The sequence below is a fragment of the Epilithonimonas mollis genome (assembly GCF_900142325.1).
Lineage (GTDB): Bacteria > Bacteroidota > Bacteroidia > Flavobacteriales > Weeksellaceae > Epilithonimonas > Epilithonimonas mollis.
This window is the reverse complement of record NZ_FRAM01000003.1, coordinates 93,672-111,529: the sequence shown is the minus strand read 5'-3', so window position 1 is coordinate 111,529 and position 17,858 is coordinate 93,672. Positions and strand designations below refer to the sequence as shown.

General features: G+C 40.3%; 17 protein-coding genes. 6 read left to right on the top strand and 11 right to left on the bottom strand.

Annotated elements, in window-relative coordinates; all coding sequences use genetic code 11:
* Nucleotides 1–83 precede the first annotated feature (83 nt).
* From BUA97_RS12835 to BUA97_RS12825, 3 genes are read right to left on the bottom strand one after another with little or no spacing between them, the layout of a single operon-like run.
* Nucleotides 84–680, bottom strand: coding sequence for a hypothetical protein (locus BUA97_RS12835; RefSeq protein ID WP_072998863.1), 597 nt, complete (start codon nucleotides 678–680; stop codon nucleotides 84–86).
* Between the two features lie 4 nt (nucleotides 681–684).
* Complete coding sequence (locus tag BUA97_RS12830; protein WP_072998861.1) at nucleotides 685–978, bottom strand: hypothetical protein; 294 nt, start codon at nucleotides 976–978, stop codon at nucleotides 685–687.
* Between the two features lie 4 nt (nucleotides 979–982).
* Complete coding sequence (locus tag BUA97_RS12825) at nucleotides 983–1,543, bottom strand: N-acetylmuramidase family protein (RefSeq protein ID WP_072998858.1); 561 nt, start codon at nucleotides 1,541–1,543, stop codon at nucleotides 983–985.
* 228 nt (nucleotides 1,544–1,771) lie between these two features.
* Between BUA97_RS12825 and BUA97_RS12820 the strand changes: the two genes are divergently transcribed.
* Together BUA97_RS12820 and prmA are read left to right on the top strand one after the other, a co-directional pair.
* Nucleotides 1,772–3,571 carry a TonB-dependent receptor plug domain-containing protein gene (locus tag BUA97_RS12820; protein ID WP_072999401.1) on the top strand — a complete coding sequence of 600 codons (1,800 nt, stop codon included), beginning with the start codon at nucleotides 1,772–1,774 and terminating at the stop codon, nucleotides 3,569–3,571.
* Nucleotides 3,572–3,722: 151 nt separating this feature from the next.
* Nucleotides 3,723–4,550 (top strand): 50S ribosomal protein L11 methyltransferase, encoded by an 828-nt coding sequence (prmA, locus tag BUA97_RS12815; protein WP_072998856.1) that lies wholly within the window; start codon nucleotides 3,723–3,725, stop codon nucleotides 4,548–4,550.
* 68 nt (nucleotides 4,551–4,618) lie between these two features.
* Here the strand turns inward: prmA and BUA97_RS17025 are convergent, their stop codons facing one another.
* The 3 genes from BUA97_RS17025 to BUA97_RS12805 form a co-directional block, all read right to left on the bottom strand.
* The gene (locus BUA97_RS17025; protein ID WP_139258314.1) at nucleotides 4,619–4,858 is read right to left on the bottom strand and encodes a hypothetical protein; all 240 of its coding nucleotides are present in this window, start codon (nucleotides 4,856–4,858) and stop codon (nucleotides 4,619–4,621) included.
* A gap of 30 nt (nucleotides 4,859–4,888) precedes the next feature.
* Nucleotides 4,889–6,646, bottom strand: a complete 1,758-nt coding sequence (locus BUA97_RS12810; RefSeq protein WP_072998854.1) for an AMP-dependent synthetase/ligase — start codon at nucleotides 6,644–6,646, stop codon at nucleotides 4,889–4,891.
* Nucleotides 6,647–6,752: 106 nt separating this feature from the next.
* Entirely contained in the window at nucleotides 6,753–8,522 is a 1,770-nt protein-coding gene (locus tag BUA97_RS12805; RefSeq protein ID WP_072998852.1) for an AMP-dependent synthetase/ligase, read from the bottom strand.
* Between the two features lie 149 nt (nucleotides 8,523–8,671).
* On the opposite strand from BUA97_RS12805, the gene BUA97_RS12800 reads away from it, so the two are divergent.
* From BUA97_RS12800 to BUA97_RS12790, 3 genes are all read left to right on the top strand, one after another.
* Entirely contained in the window at nucleotides 8,672–9,814 is a 1,143-nt protein-coding gene (locus tag BUA97_RS12800) for an acyl-CoA dehydrogenase family protein (RefSeq protein WP_072998850.1), read from the top strand.
* A 143-nt stretch (nucleotides 9,815–9,957) separates the two neighbouring features.
* Nucleotides 9,958–10,545: a helix-turn-helix domain-containing protein gene (locus BUA97_RS12795; protein ID WP_072999399.1), complete on the top strand. Its 588-nt coding sequence runs from the start codon at nucleotides 9,958–9,960 to the stop codon at nucleotides 10,543–10,545.
* An 86-nt stretch (nucleotides 10,546–10,631) separates the two neighbouring features.
* Entirely contained in the window at nucleotides 10,632–12,095 is a 1,464-nt protein-coding gene (locus BUA97_RS12790; RefSeq protein WP_072998848.1) for a serine hydrolase, read from the top strand.
* Nucleotides 12,096–12,155: 60 nt separating this feature from the next.
* Here the strand turns inward: BUA97_RS12790 and lgt are convergent, their stop codons facing one another.
* Nucleotides 12,156–13,016: a prolipoprotein diacylglyceryl transferase gene (lgt, locus tag BUA97_RS12785; protein WP_394332931.1), complete on the bottom strand. Its 861-nt coding sequence runs from the start codon at nucleotides 13,014–13,016 to the stop codon at nucleotides 12,156–12,158.
* Nucleotides 13,017–13,433: 417 nt separating this feature from the next.
* Complete coding sequence (gene yidD, locus BUA97_RS12780; RefSeq protein WP_072998846.1) at nucleotides 13,434–13,670, bottom strand: membrane protein insertion efficiency factor YidD; 237 nt, start codon at nucleotides 13,668–13,670, stop codon at nucleotides 13,434–13,436.
* Nucleotides 13,671–14,043: 373 nt separating this feature from the next.
* Here yidD and BUA97_RS12775 point away from each other — a divergent pair, with 373 nt between their 5' ends.
* A complete protein-coding gene (locus BUA97_RS12775) occupies nucleotides 14,044–15,195 on the top strand; it encodes an MFS transporter (protein ID WP_072998844.1) in 1,152 nt (383 codons plus the stop codon).
* Here BUA97_RS12775 and BUA97_RS12770 read toward each other — a convergent pair.
* From BUA97_RS12770 to BUA97_RS12760, 3 genes are read right to left on the bottom strand one after another with little or no spacing between them, the layout of a single operon-like run.
* Nucleotides 15,188–15,802, bottom strand: a complete 615-nt coding sequence (locus BUA97_RS12770; RefSeq protein ID WP_072998842.1) for an alpha-ketoglutarate-dependent dioxygenase AlkB family protein — start codon at nucleotides 15,800–15,802, stop codon at nucleotides 15,188–15,190. The genes BUA97_RS12775 and BUA97_RS12770 overlap by 8 nt on opposite strands.
* Nucleotides 15,802–16,257, bottom strand: a complete 456-nt coding sequence (locus BUA97_RS12765; RefSeq protein ID WP_221405662.1) for a nuclear transport factor 2 family protein — start codon at nucleotides 16,255–16,257, stop codon at nucleotides 15,802–15,804. The genes BUA97_RS12770 and BUA97_RS12765 overlap by 1 nt, the downstream gene beginning before the upstream one ends.
* Before the next feature lie 14 nt (nucleotides 16,258–16,271).
* The gene (locus BUA97_RS12760) at nucleotides 16,272–17,849 is read right to left on the bottom strand and encodes a Na+/H+ antiporter (RefSeq protein WP_072998840.1); all 1,578 of its coding nucleotides are present in this window, start codon (nucleotides 17,847–17,849) and stop codon (nucleotides 16,272–16,274) included.
* Nucleotides 17,850–17,858: the final 9 nt, after the last annotated feature.

The following is a 17,858-nucleotide window of genomic DNA, read 5'->3' as shown; positions in this document are numbered from 1 at the left end:
ACGAAAATATAAATGATTTTAATGCTAAAAATTATTGCCAAAGACATAAGGCTTTGGCAATATAGATTAGATGTGAGTATGGGTTATTCGATCCATACTTCCAATTGTCCGGCTGGTATCCTGGTCTTAGGCAGCTTTACAAATTTTGTGGTCAGAATAATTTCCGGGAAATTCCTTTTTATTCTGACAGACAGATTTTCTGCAAGGATTTTATCTTCAAGATTGAAGAACCTTATCTGATTATTCGCCTTGCCTTCTTCCAGATCATATTCATCTATTACTTTATATCCGTCACCGCTTATTTTATTGATGAAGTCTTCTTGTTTAAGAGAGGCCAAAGTCTTTTCGCTTCCTACTTGTATATAGACTACGGACTTAGTATTTTCATCAGTTTTCAGAATAGTCTTTGTTTCTACAGCATTGATCTGGGTTTTGGAAATTTCGATAATTTTATTCAGTTTTGCCGAATCTTTTTTAGGAATCAGCATTGTTAATTGTGAATTTTCTTTTTTCTTTAATTCAAATTTTGCCTGCTCATCTTTCAGGTTCTGAATTTTTTTATCCAGTACGTTATTCATATAATTACCATATAACAGGAGTCCAATAAATCCTAAAGCAAGGAAAATAAATCCAAAAAACGATAATTGTTCTCTTCTTGTTTTTACAAAAGTTGTTTCCATACCATCAGTTTATTTCAGGTTTTCCGGCATTGTCAGAATAATATCTTCCTATATTTTCATCAACCTTATCCATAAATTTGAATAATTGAGAAATAGAATAAGTCAAAATGCCGCCCGTTCCGAAAAATGCGGACATCAGTGATAGTGTCTGTCCCAGATTTGTCTTATCATTCCAAATTTGATAAACGACGAAAAAAAGCAATACTATAAAAACCAAGATGCTGATAATTAGATATGTAAATCTTTCTGGTCTATAGTAATTAGCATATTTTTTCATTAGTTCAAGTCTGTCCTCCATCTTTTTAATTTTTATATTTTTTGTAAGCGGCTGCCAGTTTTGTATCGTATTTATTTTTATAATACAATGGTCCGTTATATTTTCTTGCAAAATCAGTCCATCTTTTATCGCGAAGTTCATCATCCAGAAAAGTGTTTTTGATGTATTGTACAAATGCGCTAAGATGCTCAGCTTCTGAGCTGTACATTGCTGTGACAAATTGCTGAAGGCTATTATAACCAGCTAATGTAAAATTGAAACCCATAATCTGGAACTTTCCCCACGATGCGGACATTAAAGCCGCATTCCTGTCTAATGCCACAGCTGTCTGCAATCTTTTGTGCTGTTGAGAAACTGTTCCATAGCCACCTGATGTCGGATTGGAGATATTCGGATGGGACTTATCAAATATTCCTTTTGTAAGTTTCGAAAAAATATGTCTTTCGAAAAGAATGACCGGCTCATCTGTTGGCAGGAAACCGTCTGATCTGGATTCTACTTCTGCAACAGCTTTGATAGCAGCCACTTCGCAGTTAAGTGCTTTTGCTGCATTTTTGAAGTCTTGTTCCTGTAATTTTGCTTTCATAATCTAATTTTTTATTTGTTAGCCTATTTTTTACCGCTTCGGCTTTCGGTTATCATTAAGTTTCTGAAACCAAATCTCTATCAAAAAATAATGTTATGCAATTACCCGTTTTCGTGATTTTTGTTTCGATGGTTTTGCATAGAAAAATTATCTTTGCGCCCGATTATCTGAAGGGAATTACTATAAGATCGAATGATTGCCTGGTCTTTCAAAATAATAAATCTACTTATGAAAAAAATAATTCTTGCAATTTCTGTATTGGCTGTTCAGCAGAATTTATGGTCGCAGAATCAGGAAAAGGGAATCGATGAGGTTCAACTACAAGGCCGGTTTTTATCAACTCCTTATAATAATGTGAATGAAAACGTGACGGTCATCACCAAGCAAGAGATCGAAAATAGTCCGGCGACAAGCATCGATGAGTTATTGCAGTTCCATTCCGGATTGGATATCAGAAGACGAGGTTCCAACGGTGTCCAGAGTGATATTTCGATTCGGGGAAGTTCGTTTGAACAGGTTTTGATTTTGATTAACGGTATCAGGATGAACGATTCGCAGACGGGTCATAATACATTCAATATTCCGTTTGATATTTCGGCGGTCGAGCGGATCGAAATTATGAAAGGTTCATCAGCAAAACTCTATGGACAGAATGTTTTTGCAGGTGTTGTCAATATTGTGACAAAATCTTCTTCGGATGAAAAAGTGACCGTGAAAGCGCATGGTGGCGATTTTAAGGCCTATGATTTGTCGGCATCAGGAACATTCGGTTCGGAAAAATTTTCCAATCTTTTAACGGTGAGCAATGGTGCATCGGACGGTTATCGTTTCAATACGGATTATCAAATCAGGAATGTTTTTTATCAAAACAAATTAAGGCTGAATGAAGGAAATTTTAGCTTGCAAGCCGGTTTCTCTGAGAAGAAATTTGGGGCAAATGGTTTTTACGCATCGCCATCTTACACCAATCAATACGAGGAAACCCAGGCTTCTGTGGTTAGCTTACAATATCAGCAGAAGTTCCGGAAACTTTCGGTTAATTCCAGTCTTTATTGGAGGAGAGGTCAGGATATGTACTTGCTGAAGCGTGAAAATCCTTTGTTTTACAGGAATATGCACATCGGTAATAACGCTGGCGGAACCATCAATTTATCTTATGAATCTTCACTCGGAATCACCAATTTTGGTGTGGACTACAGAAGGGAATTTTTAACCAGCAGTAATCTTGGAAAGAGAAAAAGAGACATAACACAATTGTTTTTTGACCATCAGTTTAAATTATTTAATCAAAAACTGGAAGTGAATCCCGGCGCAAGCTGGGCAAGTTATTCGGGAGATAATTTCTTTTATCCGGGAATGGATGTTGGTTATGTCTTTAATTCAGATCATAAAATTTTCGGAACGATTTCTAAAGGTTTCCGGATTCCCACTTTCACTGATTTATATTATGTAAGCCCGACTGAGCGGGGAAATCCTAATCTGATTCCTGAGAATTCTGTTTCTTCAGAGCTGGGTTATCGCTTCCAAAATAAGAAAATATTGGCGAAAGTCAGCGGTTTCATAAGAAATACCAAAAGCGGAATCGATTGGCAAAAAGATACACCAAATAGTCCTTGGATAGCCGAAAATGTAGCGAAAATTCATTTGAAAGGTTTTGAGACAGAATTTAAACACCAACTTTTTACATTTCTGAATTATCGTATCAATTATACTTATCTCGATAATCTGGATGTTGATAAAGCATTTTCGAGATATAGTTTACAGAATCTGAGGCATCAATTAGTAGGTCAGATCGATTTGAAGTTTCTGAATTTTTTCAGCAATCAGTTGATTTACCGATATACGGAACGTGTGAATCTCGGCAGTTACAATACGCTGGATGAACAATTGAATTTCCGATACAAAGACCTCAATTTCTACGTGTTAATCAACAATCTGACGAATGCGAAATATGTGGAAACTAATCTGGTTCCAATGCCTGGACGATGGTTCCACGTTGGATTTACGTATCAGATTAAGATGAATTAGTTTAACCCAAAAGCAAATATTCTTTTTATTCATAAGTTGTTATAAGGCACAAGAAAATTAAATTTTTTTATAAATATATTCCTTGCGCATTTGTGATAAACTCTCATTTTCTTAAAATTTAAAATAACCTAAATTTGCAAAAAATTATACAATGGCAGCTTACTTAGAATTCAATTTCAAAATAAAACCTCTACAACCCTGGAACGAAATATTAATGGCAGAGCTTATAGAAATCGGCTTTGACAGCTTCACGGAAGAATATGACGGCATTCTTGGTTATGTCCAAAAAGATCTTTTTAACGAAGAAGAATTGCAAAATATTTACCTTCTGCAAAACAAGGAAGTGGAGATTTCTTACACCTACAAAGAGATGCCGAATATCAACTGGAATGAGGAATGGGAAAAGAATTTTTCGCCTATCAATGTTGAAGATAAAGTCCTGATCCGGGCAGAATTCCACGAACCGAATCCGGAAATGAACGAGATTGTAATTCAACCGAAAATGTCTTTCGGGACAGGTCATCATCCGACGACACATCTGATGATTCAGCAAATGCTGGAGATGGAGCTGGAGAACAAAAAAGTACTGGATATGGGTTGTGGAACTTCGGTTTTAGCAATCTTTGCCAAACAAAAAGGAGCGGGAAGAACCGTGGCTATTGATATTGATGAATGGTCTGTAGAAAATTCCAAAGAAAATGCACAACGTAACAATGTAGAATTGGATATTGAACTGGGAACTGCGGATAATTTAGGCAAGGAAAAATTTGAAATTATCTTAGCTAACATCAACAGGAATATCCTGATTTCCGACATCCCGACTTATGTTTCCGTTTTGGAGGATGGCGGAAAACTATTACTTTCCGGACTTTGTTTCTTTGATGTGGATGATATTCTGGAGGTTTGTACCGAACAAAATCTGAAGCTCGATAAAAAAATCCAGAGAGAGGAGTGGGTTTCTTTGTTGTTGACCAAGTAAAAATATGGTTTAATCGCAGAAATAAAAATTCCCCGGAGATTATCCGGGGAATTTTTTTAATTATAAAATTATTCAATTTCCAGAAGTGCATCCCGCAAAAACTGAATACTTTTCATATTGATTTTTGATTGGGTTTTCGCATAATCCCATTGAGATAATATATCTTCTACCAGTTCATCTTCACATTCGAACCTGTTTTCATCATCAAACATTACCGTTCTTGCAAAATGAATGAGCTCATCCTTGCTGAGTTCCTCGGCAATATATTTGTCACAGATTTTTATTAATTCTGTTCGGGTTATAAGCATTTATTGTGATTTTTTTATCATTGATGGTTTTTATCTGTCATACATTTTATCATATAACTTGATAAAGTAGGCTTTGATAGCCTTTCTTTTCAGTTTCAGCGTCGGGGTCAGAAGTCCGTTATCTTCGGTCCAGATCTCCGGTGTCAGTTCGATCTTTTTGACCTGTTCCCAATTTCCTAAATGTTCATTGATTTTTGCAATTTCCTTTTCTATCTCGGATTTTAAATCTTTAGAACCTGCGATTTCTTCCGGAGTATTTCCAATGTTGATATTATTTTTCAAAGCCCAGTTTTTTGCGAATTCAAAATCCGGCTGAACCAAAGCCGTCGGCATTTTTTCACCATCGCCGACTACCATAATCTGTTCGATGAACTGGGAGGCTTTGGCCAGATTTTCAATTACCTGAGGCGCAACATATTTTCCCCCCGAAGTTTTAAACATTTCTTTTTTCCTGTCCGTGATAAAAAGAAAATTATCCTCATCCAGAATTCCTATATCACCTGTTTTGAAATAACCATCCTCTGTAAAAGCTTCTTTTGTCTGCATTTCATCCTTGTAATAACCTAGTGTAACAGTCGGTCCTTTTACAGTGATTTCTCCATCTTCACGGACTTTCAAATCTATGTTTTTGATTGGTCTTCCGACAGAACCGATTTTGGTATGCTCAAAACTGTTGACAGCAATCACAGGTGAGGTCTCCGTCAATCCATAACCTTCCAGGATGGGGATTCCGGCAGCATGAAACATTGTGTTCAACCGTTTGGAAAGCGCAGCAGAACCGGAAACCAGAGTGATAATGTCGCCACCAAGGCCATCTCTCCATTTACTGAAGACTAATTTATCAGCGATAATGTGCGATAAAGATTTTGATTTTCCCGGTTTGTAATTTTCTGCAATTTTCAGAGACCAGAGAAAAATCCTGGATTTGATTCCGCCAGCCTCAGTTCCTCTTTTGTAGATGGCGTCATAAACTTTTTCCACCATTCTCGGAACCACGGTCATATACTGCGGTTTTACTTCCTTCAGGTTTTCGCTCAGCTTTTCATTGCTTTCGGCGAAATATATGGAAATACCATTTGTCATGAAAAGGTATAAGACCATTCTTTCATATACATGGCAAAGCGGAAGAAAGCTCAGTCCACGGTTTTTAGAATCTTTATGAGGAACTCTGTCTTCGCAGCCCAGAACATCTGAAACGATATTTTTATGCGTCAGCATCACGCCTTTTGGTCTGCCGGTTGTGCCGGATGTATAAATAATCGAGGCGAGATCATCTTCTGAAACAGAATTTTTAATAAAATCAACTTCCTGCTGGATAGCAGTGTCTTTTCCCAGATCTAATAATTCTTTCCAGTTTTTCACATTATCGACTTTGTCGAATGTGAAAATATCCTGCAGATCCGGTAATTGTCTTTTTATGGAATTGATTTTCTCATACAGCTTATCATCAGAAACAACACAGATTTTAGAATCAGAATTTTCCAGATTGTAAATACAGTCTTCACTTGAGATAGAAGGATAAATCGGAACTGTGACAACACCGATCTGTAAAGCAGCCTGATCAAAAAAACACCATTCCACTCTGTTGGTGGAAGTAATTAATGCTATTTTATCGCCTTTTTTGAGTCCGTAATTCAGTAAAGCTCTCGAGAGCTGGTTGGTAATTTTGATATAATCTTCTGTGGATATTTTCTCCCATTTTCCGTTTCTTTTATCACAGACAAAATCATCTTTTTCGAAATGCGCTTTCGAATAATAAGGAATATCGAAAATCCTTTTTACTTCCATTGATTGTTATATTTTTAAGCTTACGTTTGGCGCAAATATAAATAAATCTAAAGTTCCCGGATGTTAACATTTGCATAAAAAAAGCTATCCATTGGATAGCTTATACTTATTCTCGGTACATTCTGTCATACAAATCCTGAAATTCTGCTTTGATTGCTTTTCTTTTCAGTTTCAGTGTAGGGGTGAGAAGACCATCATCGATGGTCCATATTTTTGGAGTCAGTTCAATCTTTTTAATCTGTTCCCATTTTCCGAGTCCCGCATTGATCTTTTCTATTTCTTTTTCGATTCTGGATTTTACAGCAGGATTGTCAGCAATCGCTTTCGGCGAATCAGAAATTTTGACATGATGAAGTTCTGCCCAGTTCTTTACAAAAGTAAAATCAGGCTGTATCAACGCACAAGGCATTTTTTCACCATCACCAACCACCATGATCTGTTCAATGAATTTGGACGCTTTTGCCAGATTTTCGATGACTTGTGGTGCTACGAATTTTCCTCCGGACGTTTTGAACATTTCCTTCTTTCTGTCTGTGATGAAAAGGAAATTGTCTTCATCAATCATTCCTATGTCACCCGTACGGAAATAGCCGTCATCCGTAAAAGCTTCTTTTGTTTTTTCTTCATCTTTATAATAAGCTTCGAAAACAGAAGGACCTTTTACAACGATTTCGCCGTCGGATTCGATTCTTACTTTTACATTTTCAAGCGGAATTCCGACTGATCCGGCTTTCACCTTTCCAAATGCGTTGACAGAAATTACTGGTGATGTCTCTGTCAGGCCATAACCTTCAAGAATCGGGATTCCGGCAGCGTGAAACATGATATTCAGCCGTTTTGATAATGCAGCAGAACCTGAAACCAGGGTAATCAGATTACCGCCCAAACCTTCTCTCCATTTTTTGAAAACCAGTTTATCAGCAATGGTGTGCATCAAGGATTTTGGTTTTCCCAGTTCGTATTTTTCTGCAATTCCTAATGACCAAAGGAAAATCTTGGATTTTAAACCTCCCGCAGCAGTACCTTTGTTATAGATAGAATCATAAACTTTTTCTACGAGTCTCGGAACTACCGTCATGTAATGTGGATGAACCTCCTTCACATTATCTCCAATTTTCTCAATACTCTCTGCGAAATAAATAGAAATTCCGTTACTGACATACAGATAAAAGATCATTCGCTCAAAAACGTGGCAAATCGGAAGAAAGCTCAATGCTTTAATGTCCTTATAATCAATACTTTTATCCTTCGGTATTCTTGGTGTACTTGCAGTTACATTAGCCACAAGATTGTTGTGAGTCAGCTGAACACCTTTTGGTTTTCCTGTAGTTCCCGAAGTATATATAATTGTTGCCAGATCTTCCGGATTAATGGCTTTTGCCAGATCATCAACTTCGATTTGTGTAGATTCATTTTCACCAAGGTCAAGAATTTCGTTCCAGTTGGGTGCTCCATCAATTTCATCAAATGTAAACACGCCGACTAATGAAGGAATATTCGGTTTTGCATTGGTTAATTTTTTATACAGATCGGCATCTGAAACAAAACAATATTTGATTTCAGAATTATTAAAAATATAAATGTAATCTTCCTCGGAAATAGTCGGGTAAACAGGGACTGTCACAACGCCAATCTGAGAAATTCCCAGATCCATTATTGCCCATTCTGTTCTGTTATTGGAAGTAATCAATCCGATTTTATCGCCAGGCTTGATTCCTAACTTTAGGAGACCTCTGGAAATTTTATTGCCCTGATTAATGAACTCAAGGGTAGAAGTTTTTATCCAGGTTCCGTTTTTTTTGGTAACAAGACAGTCTTCTTTCGGAAACTTTTCCTGCGCAAGAGCAGCGAAGTCGAATATTCTTTTAACGTTCATAAAATATCTTTATTAATATATTATTAAAATTAAGTTTGTGTTATCGTAAATATAATTTTTTTTTCCAATATAACAAAATATGGCATTTTACTTTGATTTTTTGTTAAAAAGTTTATATTTACGGACGAAAAATATAACAAAAGAACCTTATGGATTTCAATCTTACAGAAGAGCAACAAATGATTCAACAAGCCGCAAGAGATTTTGCAAACGCAGAACTTTTGGAAGGTGTTATAGAGAGAGATAACGAACAAAAATTTCCTTACGATGCTGTCAAAAAAATGGGCGGAATGGGATTTTTAGGGATGATGGTAGATCCTAAATATGGTGGAGCCGGTCTGGATAGCATTTCGTATGTTTTGGCAATGGAAGAGATTGCAAAAATTGATGCGTCTGCAGCTGTTGTGATGTCGGTCAATAATTCTTTGGTCTGCGCAGGTCTGGAAAAATTCTGTAATGAGGAACAAAAAATGAAATATCTGAAACCGCTTGCGAGTGGCGATGTGATTGGTGCATTCGCATTGTCCGAGCCGGAAGCTGGTTCTGACGCTACTTCTCAATCAACAACTGCGGAAGACAAAGGCGATTATTATTTGCTGAATGGAACCAAAAACTGGATTACAAACGGTGGAAACGCCACTTATTATATAGTGATTGCCCAGACTCACCCTGAGAAAAAACATAAAGGAATCAATGCTTTTATTGTTGAAAAAGGATGGGAAGGTTTCGTTGTTGGGAAGAAAGAAGATAAACTGGGAATTCGCGGGAGTGATACACATTCTTTGATGTTTACGGATGTGAAGGTTCCTAAAGAAAACAGAATCGGAGAAGACGGTTTCGGTTTCGCATTCGCGATGGCAGTTCTGAATGGCGGTAGAATCGGGATTGCTTCTCAGGCTTTAGGAATTGCTTCCGGAGCTTATGAATTGTCTCTGAAATATGCCAAAGAAAGAAAATCTTTCGGAACAGAAATTATCAATCATCAGGCAATTGCATTCAAGCTCGCGGATATGCATACAAGCATTATGGCTGCGAGAATGTTGATTTACAAAGCGGCGGCTGAAAAAGATGAAGGAAAAGACATCTCAGAAAGCGGCGCAATGGCAAAATTGTATGCATCTCAGGTTGCAATGGATACAACAGTCGAGGCAGTTCAGATCCACGGCGGTTACGGTTATGTGAAAGAATACCATGTGGAAAGAATGATGAGGGATGCAAAAATCACTCAGATTTACGAAGGAACTTCTGAAATTCAGAAAATTGTAATTTCCAGAGCGATATCCAAGAAATAAATTATTTTACCAGATAAATTTTAAACCTTCCAGTTTTGGAAGGTTTTTTTGTGGATTTGAAATATAGTTTCTTCAAAATTCATCGAATTGCTAAATTTGCTTTTAAAATCAATTGTCATTTATCGCTCATGATTTATAATCAGATGTCGGAATTAAAGAAAATCAGGGAAAAACAAAATCTGACCCAGGAAGAGTTAGCGGAGAAATCCGGGCTTTCCGTCAGAACCATTCAACGCATTGAAGCCGGAACAGAGCCGAAAGGTTATACCCTGAAAACACTGGCTTCAACGCTTCAGATTACGGAAAACGATTTGCTGATATCAGATCATCCGATAGAAGAATCCATGATGGAAGTTCATATTCTTGAAGAACCGGCCCGGTTAAAAGAAAATAATCCAACTGAAAACTTCACCCTAATCAAGATAATCAACCTTTCTTCGCTGCCCTTATGTTGGTTTCCGGTTGCTAACTTTCTGCCGCCTTTGTTGATAATGCTGATTTCTAAACAGAAAAATGAAATCATCAGGCAAATCATTTCGCTTCAGATTATCTTAGCCATTATTGCTCCGGTTATCTTTATGCTGGTTGTTATTCTAAAGCTCGGAAAAGAATCTGTCATGGTAACAATTATTACATTAATCCTGGCTAATATTTACATTGTTCTCAGAAACGCTTATGAACTGGATAAGAAACATAATCTTTTTTATAAGCTGAACTTCAGTGTTTTATAGTACTGTCAGGAACTTGTCGGGTTATTGTCGGGCTGTTTTTTTGAATCGGAATCATTTAATTCTGAATCTTTGTCAAAAATAAAATTATGACAAAACAATACAGCGTTTTCTTACTTATTCTATTCTTTTCAGTAGGGATTGTTCAGGCTCAGATTGATAAGAATTCAGCTTTATTTCTTGAACTCAAAAAGCAGGACAGCATTTTTTTTGACCGTGGATTCAACCGTTGTGATATGGCTTACTTGGAAAAATCTGTGGATGATAACCTGAAATTCTATCACGATAACGGCGGTTTCCAGGACAGGAAATTGTTCCTGGAGAGAACAAAACAAAACATCTGCGGAAATCCAAACCAAAAACCGATCCGAAAAGTCATCGAAAGCAGCCTGGAAGTTTTTCCGTTGTATAATAACGGCGAATTGTACGGCGCCATCCAGTCCGGCGAACATCAGTTTTATATTCGGGAAAAAGGAAAAGAAGATGCTTTGGGAGGTCAGGCAAAATTCACAACAGTGTGGACTAAGAAAGATGGAAACTGGTTCATGAGCGATGTTCTTAGTTATGACCACGGCGCACCAAAGTTAAACGGTGCGGACAATATCGAGCAATTACTGAAAGATAATCACATTCCGACGCTGGGATTAGGCGTGATCGAGAACGGGAAGTTAACACAGATAAAAGTCTTCGGGACATTGGATGGCAAAGCTTCCGCGGCATATAACAGCCTTTTCAATGTTGCATCTTTGACAAAACCTGTTACGGCGATGACGGTTTTACGTTTGGCAAGCCTCGGAAAATGGAATCTGGATGAACCGCTTTATCACTATTGGACGGATCCTGATATTGCAAATGATCCCGGAATCAAAAAGCTAACAGCAAGATTGGTATTAAGCCATCAGACTGGCTTCCCGAATTGGCGATGGATGAATAAAGACGGTAAGCTGAATTTCGAATTTGATCCCGGAACAAAGTATCAGTACTCCGGAGAAGGTTTTGAATACCTGCGAAAAGCTCTCGAGAAAAAATTCCGTAAAAGCCTGGAACAATTGGCCAGCGAATATGTTTTTCAGCCGTTGGATATGAAGGATACAAGCTACATCTGGAACGGAAAGAAAGATGAGGGAAGAGTGGTTATTGGCTATGACAGCTATGGGAAACCTTATGACATTGTAAAAAATAAAACAGCGAATGCCGCAGATGACCTCATAACGACTGTCGAAGATTACGGAAAGTTTTTGGTCGCTGTGATGAATAATGAGCTGTTGTCAGATTCAGTTTTTGAAGCCATGAAAACCAGACAAGTCAAGACAAAAGCGAATAAGTATTTCGGTCTCGGATTCGAAATTTACGATTTGGGCAATGATGCCATTGCCTTGTCTCATAGCGGTGCCGACAAAGGTGTGAACACTATTGTTTTTCTTTTGCCAAAGACCAGGCAAGGCCTTATCATTTTCACCAATGCAGACGATGGCTACAAGATCTATGAACCATTGATGAACCAATATTTTGGAAACAACGGTAAAAAGATCGTGGAAATCGAAACCAGATAAAATGCTCTAGGCTGGTCTCTTAACGTCATAAAAAAACTCCCGGTTTCGGGAGTTTTATTTTTATGCCTGTTCTTTGGGAAGCTTAAACTTCTTGGAATAGATCATGATCAGGAATCCTGCAATCATGAAAGGGATACTCAGAACCTGCCCCGTGTTCAGCCCGCCAACCGTGATGAACTCGCCGCCCTGCGGTTCCTTCAGGAACTCAACAAAGAAGCGGATCGCCCACAGGATGATAAAAAACAACCCGAACAGCCATCCCTGCTGGTATTTCTTATCCGTTTTTCTGTAAAGGAACCATAGCAAAACAAACAGACAAAAGTATCCTACCGCTTCGAACAACTGGCTTGGATACCGTGGAATGGTCACGCCATATTCCGAGCTTTGCTGAGGAAAAAGTATCGCAAATGGCGAAGCCGGATCAACCGGTTTTCCTATGATCTCCGAGTTGAAGAAATTTCCCATCCGTACAAATGCACCGCCCAGAGCCACCACAATCCCAATCCTGTCATACACCCAGAACGGATTCTTTTTGATAATTCTGAAGCTGTAATATAAGGTAGTGAAGATCAAAGCTATGGTTGCACCATGGCTCGCAAGGCCTGCAAATCCGGTAAAATGCAGCCCGCCTCTCGTGCTGATGGGTAAGAAAACACTCAGGAAGTCTTCCTTGAACAATTCCGGCTGATAAAAAATAACATGCCCTAATCTTGCTCCCAGGATCGTCCCGATAAGCGTCCACGTGAACAGCGGCTCCAGGTATTTCTCCTCCACATGGTCGATTTTGAAGATCCTTGCCATGATCACATAGCCGAGACCGAATGCAAAGATGAACATCAGGCTGTAAAAATGCAGCGTTACCGGGCCCAGAGGAATTCCTTTCATCGGATCCCAGATGTTGAATTCTGTCTCTAGTTCCACATGGTCTGCAGCTTTCAGCACTTTGTCAGACTTCAGCAGATACTTGAAGTTCTCTATGTTTTTTTGTTCGAATACAGGTTCTACAGGTTTCAAATCCTTGTCCAGGAACTGGAACTTATTCGCCTTGAAAGATTCTAGAATGTTTTGAATGCTGGCAAGACCTTCGGCAGATTCCGCTTTGATATTGTCCTCATTCAGGATGATCAGTTCATTCGGGATGTTCCTGAAAGCCTGGTTTGCCAAAGAATCCGTTCTTTGCGAAGCGAAGATCTTTACAGGAAGATCTTCATTACTGTTGATTTTCAATGTGCCGTCAGATAGGTCGGTAACAGCGGCTTGCGAAGAAAAAAGCTGGAAAATGCCTGCAAAGAGTATAAGATAAAACCGAAGAAAGATATTGTTCATTGATAATTGATTTTAAGGTTGTTTCGGGGGAACGGGATCATAGCCTTCGCCGCCCCACGGATGGCAGCTTGCGATTCTTCTGACAGCCAGCCACCCTCCTTTCAGAAGACCATGGACGCGGAGTGCTTCCAGGGTGTAATGGGAACAGGTAGGCTCGTATCTGCAGTTTTTCCCAAGCCATGGGGAGATAAAGAATTGATAAAACTTTATCAATACCACAAACGGAAAAGTGAGAATCCTGTTCAGCATTTTGATTTTTACTGATACAAAAATAACAGAAAAATCATAACACAAACTAATTTTAACCAACTATAACAATTTAAATTAAACAGACAGACTTCGCCCGCCAAGCAGTTTTGTACACCCCGGCATTGGTTATCGCAGGAGGAGATAGTGCAGACATCCGTGGGGAGTTGGTCCAGAAGGGCGTGAGGAAACCATGAAAACGGGCGTGTGATGGCAGTGCAGATGCCCGGCAGGTAGTGCCCGGTAAAATCCCCGGAACTGTTCCGGTGCTTGCGTGTGTGAATGTAACATTAATCAATTCTTAATTTAATCTTACTATTCTGTTGCGGAACGGTTAAAATTTGACTTTTATCATTAAAATCAAGAATTTTGCAAAATGGATAAAAGAATAATTCCGCTGGCTTTGGGCGCATTAGGGATCGGGACTACAGAATTTGTGATCATGGGATTGCTGCCGGATGTTGCTGCATCGCTGCATATCTCTATTCCTCAGGCCGGGCATCTGATATCAGCTTATGCCCTTGGGGTAGTGGTGGGCGCACCGGTTCTGATAGCCTATGCCGCTAAATTTCCTCCGAAGAAGATCCTTGCTTTTCTGATGATGGCCTTCATCCTGTTCAATGCGCTGTCTGCACTGGTGAGTGATTATTATACGATGTTGGTCGTGAGATTCCTTTCCGGCCTGCCGCACGGCGCGTTTTTCGGTGTCGGGACTGTCGTTGCCACGCGGCTTGCAAAACCCGGCAAGCAGGCACAGAGCATTGCCATGATGTTTACCGGATTAACCCTGGCCAATCTAGCCATGGTACCTTTCGTGACCTGGCTGGGTCATCAGCTGAGCTGGCGGTATGCCTTCGGGGTAGTGGCTGTGCTGGGTGTGCTGACCCTGATAGGTCTCAAATTCCTGCTGCCTTATATGGATAGTCTGCGCACCACCACCCTGAAAGATGAGCTGGAGTTCTTCCGTTCTGCCAAAGCCTGGCATATCATTGCGATCACGGGGATCGGGTTTGGCGGTCTGTTTGCATGGTTCAGCTATATCACACCGCTGATGACGCATGTTTCCCTGTTCCGGACGGATTCTATCGCATACATAATGGTTCTTGCCGGTGCCGGGATGGTGGTTGGCAATTTCCTCGGCGGCATCATGGCGGACAGGATGCGCCCGGCATTGGCAGCAGCAATTCTTCTCGGTGCCATGATACTGGCGCTGATTCTGGTTTTCTTCTTCTCTGGGTATCAGTCGGTGTCCCTTGTTCTGACATTTGTCTGCGGTGCTTTGTCAATGGCTGTGGGAACACCTGTCAACATTATAATGCTCCGTTCTGCAAAGAATTCGGAAATGATGGCGTCGGCCTTTATGCAGGCCGCTTTCAATGTGGGCAATTCTCTGGGCGCGCTTTTCGGCGGTTTGCCCCTAGAATTGGGCTTGTCTTATAATTATCCGTCCCTGGTGGGAGCAGGCCTGGCCGGGATAGGACTGTTGCTTTGCCTCAGTTTCATCAGGAAATATAAGCCGGTTATTTAGATCTGTCTATGGTTCGGAACGTCAGGCTTATTCTTGGTCTGATGACCTTTGTTGTGGTGGGTAACCTGTGCAGCCAGAATTTTTGCGTTACATCTTTCATCATCAACAGGCTGCCGTGTTCCAGGATGAGAGATACCAGTTCTTTGGTGGTTTTATGCTTGAAGTGGAACTTCCTGGCTGCCCCGAAGCTGACAGAGCTTATCGCCCCATTATCTTTCAGGTCTTTTTCGCCGTCGCTGTGATATGCCATGCCCTCAGAACCGTTGTGATACAGATTCAGTAAACAGGAATTGAAAGTTTCGCCGCTTACGGCCTCGATTTTTTCTTTGATTTTAAGAAGTGTCCGGTTCCAAGGCAAAGCTGTTTTTGTCCTTCCGGAATAGGTGTAGCTATATTTCTCATCACCATACCAGGCCACCTTTCTTTTAGTCTCTATAACTTTTCCAAAGATGACGGCCTGATCACTTTTCCATTCGGTCTGCGTCATTAATGCTTCAAAATAATGGTCGGCTTCTTCATCGGAAAAGATTTTCCCATAGTAAGAGGTAATGCCGTCGTATGGCAGAATATTTTCAATAATGTCGGGCTGATCGTCAAAAAGGCTCATTATTTAGGTTCGTCAAAGTTATCGTAATAGGTGAAGTCTTTGGTAATTTTTCCATTCTCAATGGTGAAAACTGTACAAATCGGAAGTTCAAATCCGGACTGATCCGGTGCAGTACCTGTAGAGACAAATTCAACAATGATATGCTTGTCGCCAGAGACGTAGATATGTTTCACTTCATCTTTCAGGTTGGGAAACATCTGATTCAGCTCCGTATACTTTTTCACAAAATCAGGTCTGCTCTGCTTTACGGTTCCTGTACCAAAACTCGGGTCTTTGAATTCTGCATGCTCTGCATACAGCTCAGAAAGCTCTTTCCATTGGTGTTTGTTAAACAACTCGAAATAATGTTTCACAAGCTGTTCGTTTTCGGGATTGCCTTTTGTATCACAATTGCTGCAGCCGACAGTCAATGCTGAAAGCATCAGGAGCGCTGCGGATAATCTGAATATTTTCATAATATAATGTTATTTTAAATACTTTTTATACGTTCCTCTTCCAGATCAATCTGGTATAATTGCTGCCGGATGATTCCTTCATCGATTTTCGGATCGCGGTTCAGTTCTGTCAGGTATTGCCTTTGGCATTCGAGCACTTCGTAGAAGATCTTTTTAGATGCCGGGCTCATCCAGCTTTCATCGCTGGCATTCACTTTCTCTTCCCAGTGTTTCATTATTCTTTCGAAGCCGGGATGACTGCCGAATCCGTTATTATATTTGTGTTTCAGCTTTTCATAGACATGTTGCCGCAGTCCGTGTTTGATCTTTCGTTTTGTCTCCGTCTCGTCTTCTTCAGTATACATATCAAACAGGCGGCTTCGTTTTATGAGAGCGGGCAAAGTGAGGCCTTGTATCACCAACGTCAATAAAATGACGGTAAATGTGATGAACAGGATCAGGTTTCTATGGGGAAAAGCTGTACCATTCAGTGTGACAGGAATGGCCAAAGCAGCAGCCAGAGAAACGACTCCTCTCATACCGGTCCAACCGAGGAGCAATGGCATTAGGTATCTTCTCCGTGGCGATGAAGCATTTGGGATCACACCCGGTCGGAAGATGATTGTCGCTACCAATGCAGCATAGGCACTGACGATTCTTGCTGCAATCAGAACAGCGGTTACCAAAAGCCCATAGCCAATAGCTGTTTGAATAGGGACACCTTCGGACCGGATTCCTTCCACAATCTCTGGCAGCTCCAAACCGATGAGTAAAAACACAGTACCATTGAGGATGAATACAAAACTTTCCCACACGCTGTAAGCCTGGATTCGGCTGGCACTGTTGAGAAAGACCAGTCGTTTGGAAGACATATATAATCCACCGGCAACCACTGCTAAAACGCCCGAGCTGTGGAACAGCTCTGCAATGAGGTACATAAAATAAGGTTCTATCATGGTCAGCGCAATGTCAGAAGCAGGTTCTGTGTCCAGAATCTTATGAATCTGAACTAATATCCAGCCTAGGAGCAGTCCTATCCCTGCGCCACCGATGACCATCCACACAAAGCTGGAAGCCGCTTCCTGCCAGATGACCTGACCTGTACTGACGGCTATCAGAGCAAACCGGAATATAATCAATGAAGAGGCATCGTTCAGAAGACTTTCTCCTTCGAGGATGGCAGAGGTGGATTTCGGGATCTTCACGAATTTTGTAATGGCACCAGTACTCACTGCATCCGGAGGAGACACAATTCCGCCTAAAAGGAATCCCAAACCAATCGTGAATCCCGGAATAAAATAATTGGCAAAAAGGGCGACCGATAATGCCGTGAAAAACACAACGAGAAAAGCAAAGCTCCCGATTATCCGCCACCATTTCTTCATTTCCTTAAAAGAGATGCTCCAGGCTGCCTCAAACAACAATGGCGGAAGAAAGATAAAAAATATAAGATCAGGATCAATCCTGACCATTGGCAATCCCGGAACGAAACTGATCAATAACCCTGCGACAACCAAAAGAATAGGGTAGGCGATTCTCAGTTTGGTTCCCAAAATATTCAGCAGTACAATCGCCGCTACCATGGCAAGCAAAAAAGGTAAGAGTGTATGCATCAATTATAG

Coding starts and splice junctions, on each gene's coding strand:
- BUA97_RS12835 (WP_072998863.1), bottom strand. CDS start 680: ATGGAAACAACTTTTGTAAAAACAAGAAGAGAACAATTATCGTTTTTT.
- BUA97_RS12830 (WP_072998861.1), bottom strand. CDS start 978: ATGGAGGACAGACTTGAACTAATGAAAAAATATGCTAATTACTATAGA.
- BUA97_RS12825 (WP_072998858.1), bottom strand. CDS start 1,543: ATGAAAGCAAAATTACAGGAACAAGACTTCAAAAATGCAGCAAAAGCA.
- BUA97_RS12820 (WP_072999401.1), top strand. CDS start 1,772: ATGAAAAAAATAATTCTTGCAATTTCTGTATTGGCTGTTCAGCAGAAT.
- prmA (WP_072998856.1), top strand. CDS start 3,723: ATGGCAGCTTACTTAGAATTCAATTTCAAAATAAAACCTCTACAACCC.
- BUA97_RS17025 (WP_139258314.1), bottom strand. CDS start 4,858: ATGCTTATAACCCGAACAGAATTAATAAAAATCTGTGACAAATATATT.
- BUA97_RS12810 (WP_072998854.1), bottom strand. CDS start 6,646: ATGGAAGTAAAAAGGATTTTCGATATTCCTTATTATTCGAAAGCGCAT.
- BUA97_RS12805 (WP_072998852.1), bottom strand. CDS start 8,522: ATGAACGTTAAAAGAATATTCGACTTCGCTGCTCTTGCGCAGGAAAAG.
- BUA97_RS12800 (WP_072998850.1), top strand. CDS start 8,672: ATGGATTTCAATCTTACAGAAGAGCAACAAATGATTCAACAAGCCGCA.
- BUA97_RS12795 (WP_072999399.1), top strand. CDS start 9,958: ATGTCGGAATTAAAGAAAATCAGGGAAAAACAAAATCTGACCCAGGAA.
- BUA97_RS12790 (WP_072998848.1), top strand. CDS start 10,632: ATGACAAAACAATACAGCGTTTTCTTACTTATTCTATTCTTTTCAGTA.
- yidD (WP_072998846.1), bottom strand. CDS start 13,670: ATGCTGAACAGGATTCTCACTTTTCCGTTTGTGGTATTGATAAAGTTT.
- BUA97_RS12775 (WP_072998844.1), top strand. CDS start 14,044: ATGGATAAAAGAATAATTCCGCTGGCTTTGGGCGCATTAGGGATCGGG.
- BUA97_RS12770 (WP_072998842.1), bottom strand. CDS start 15,802: ATGAGCCTTTTTGACGATCAGCCCGACATTATTGAAAATATTCTGCCA.
- BUA97_RS12765 (WP_221405662.1), bottom strand. CDS start 16,257: ATGAAAATATTCAGATTATCCGCAGCGCTCCTGATGCTTTCAGCATTG.
- BUA97_RS12760 (WP_072998840.1), bottom strand. CDS start 17,849: ATGCATACACTCTTACCTTTTTTGCTTGCCATGGTAGCGGCGATTGTA.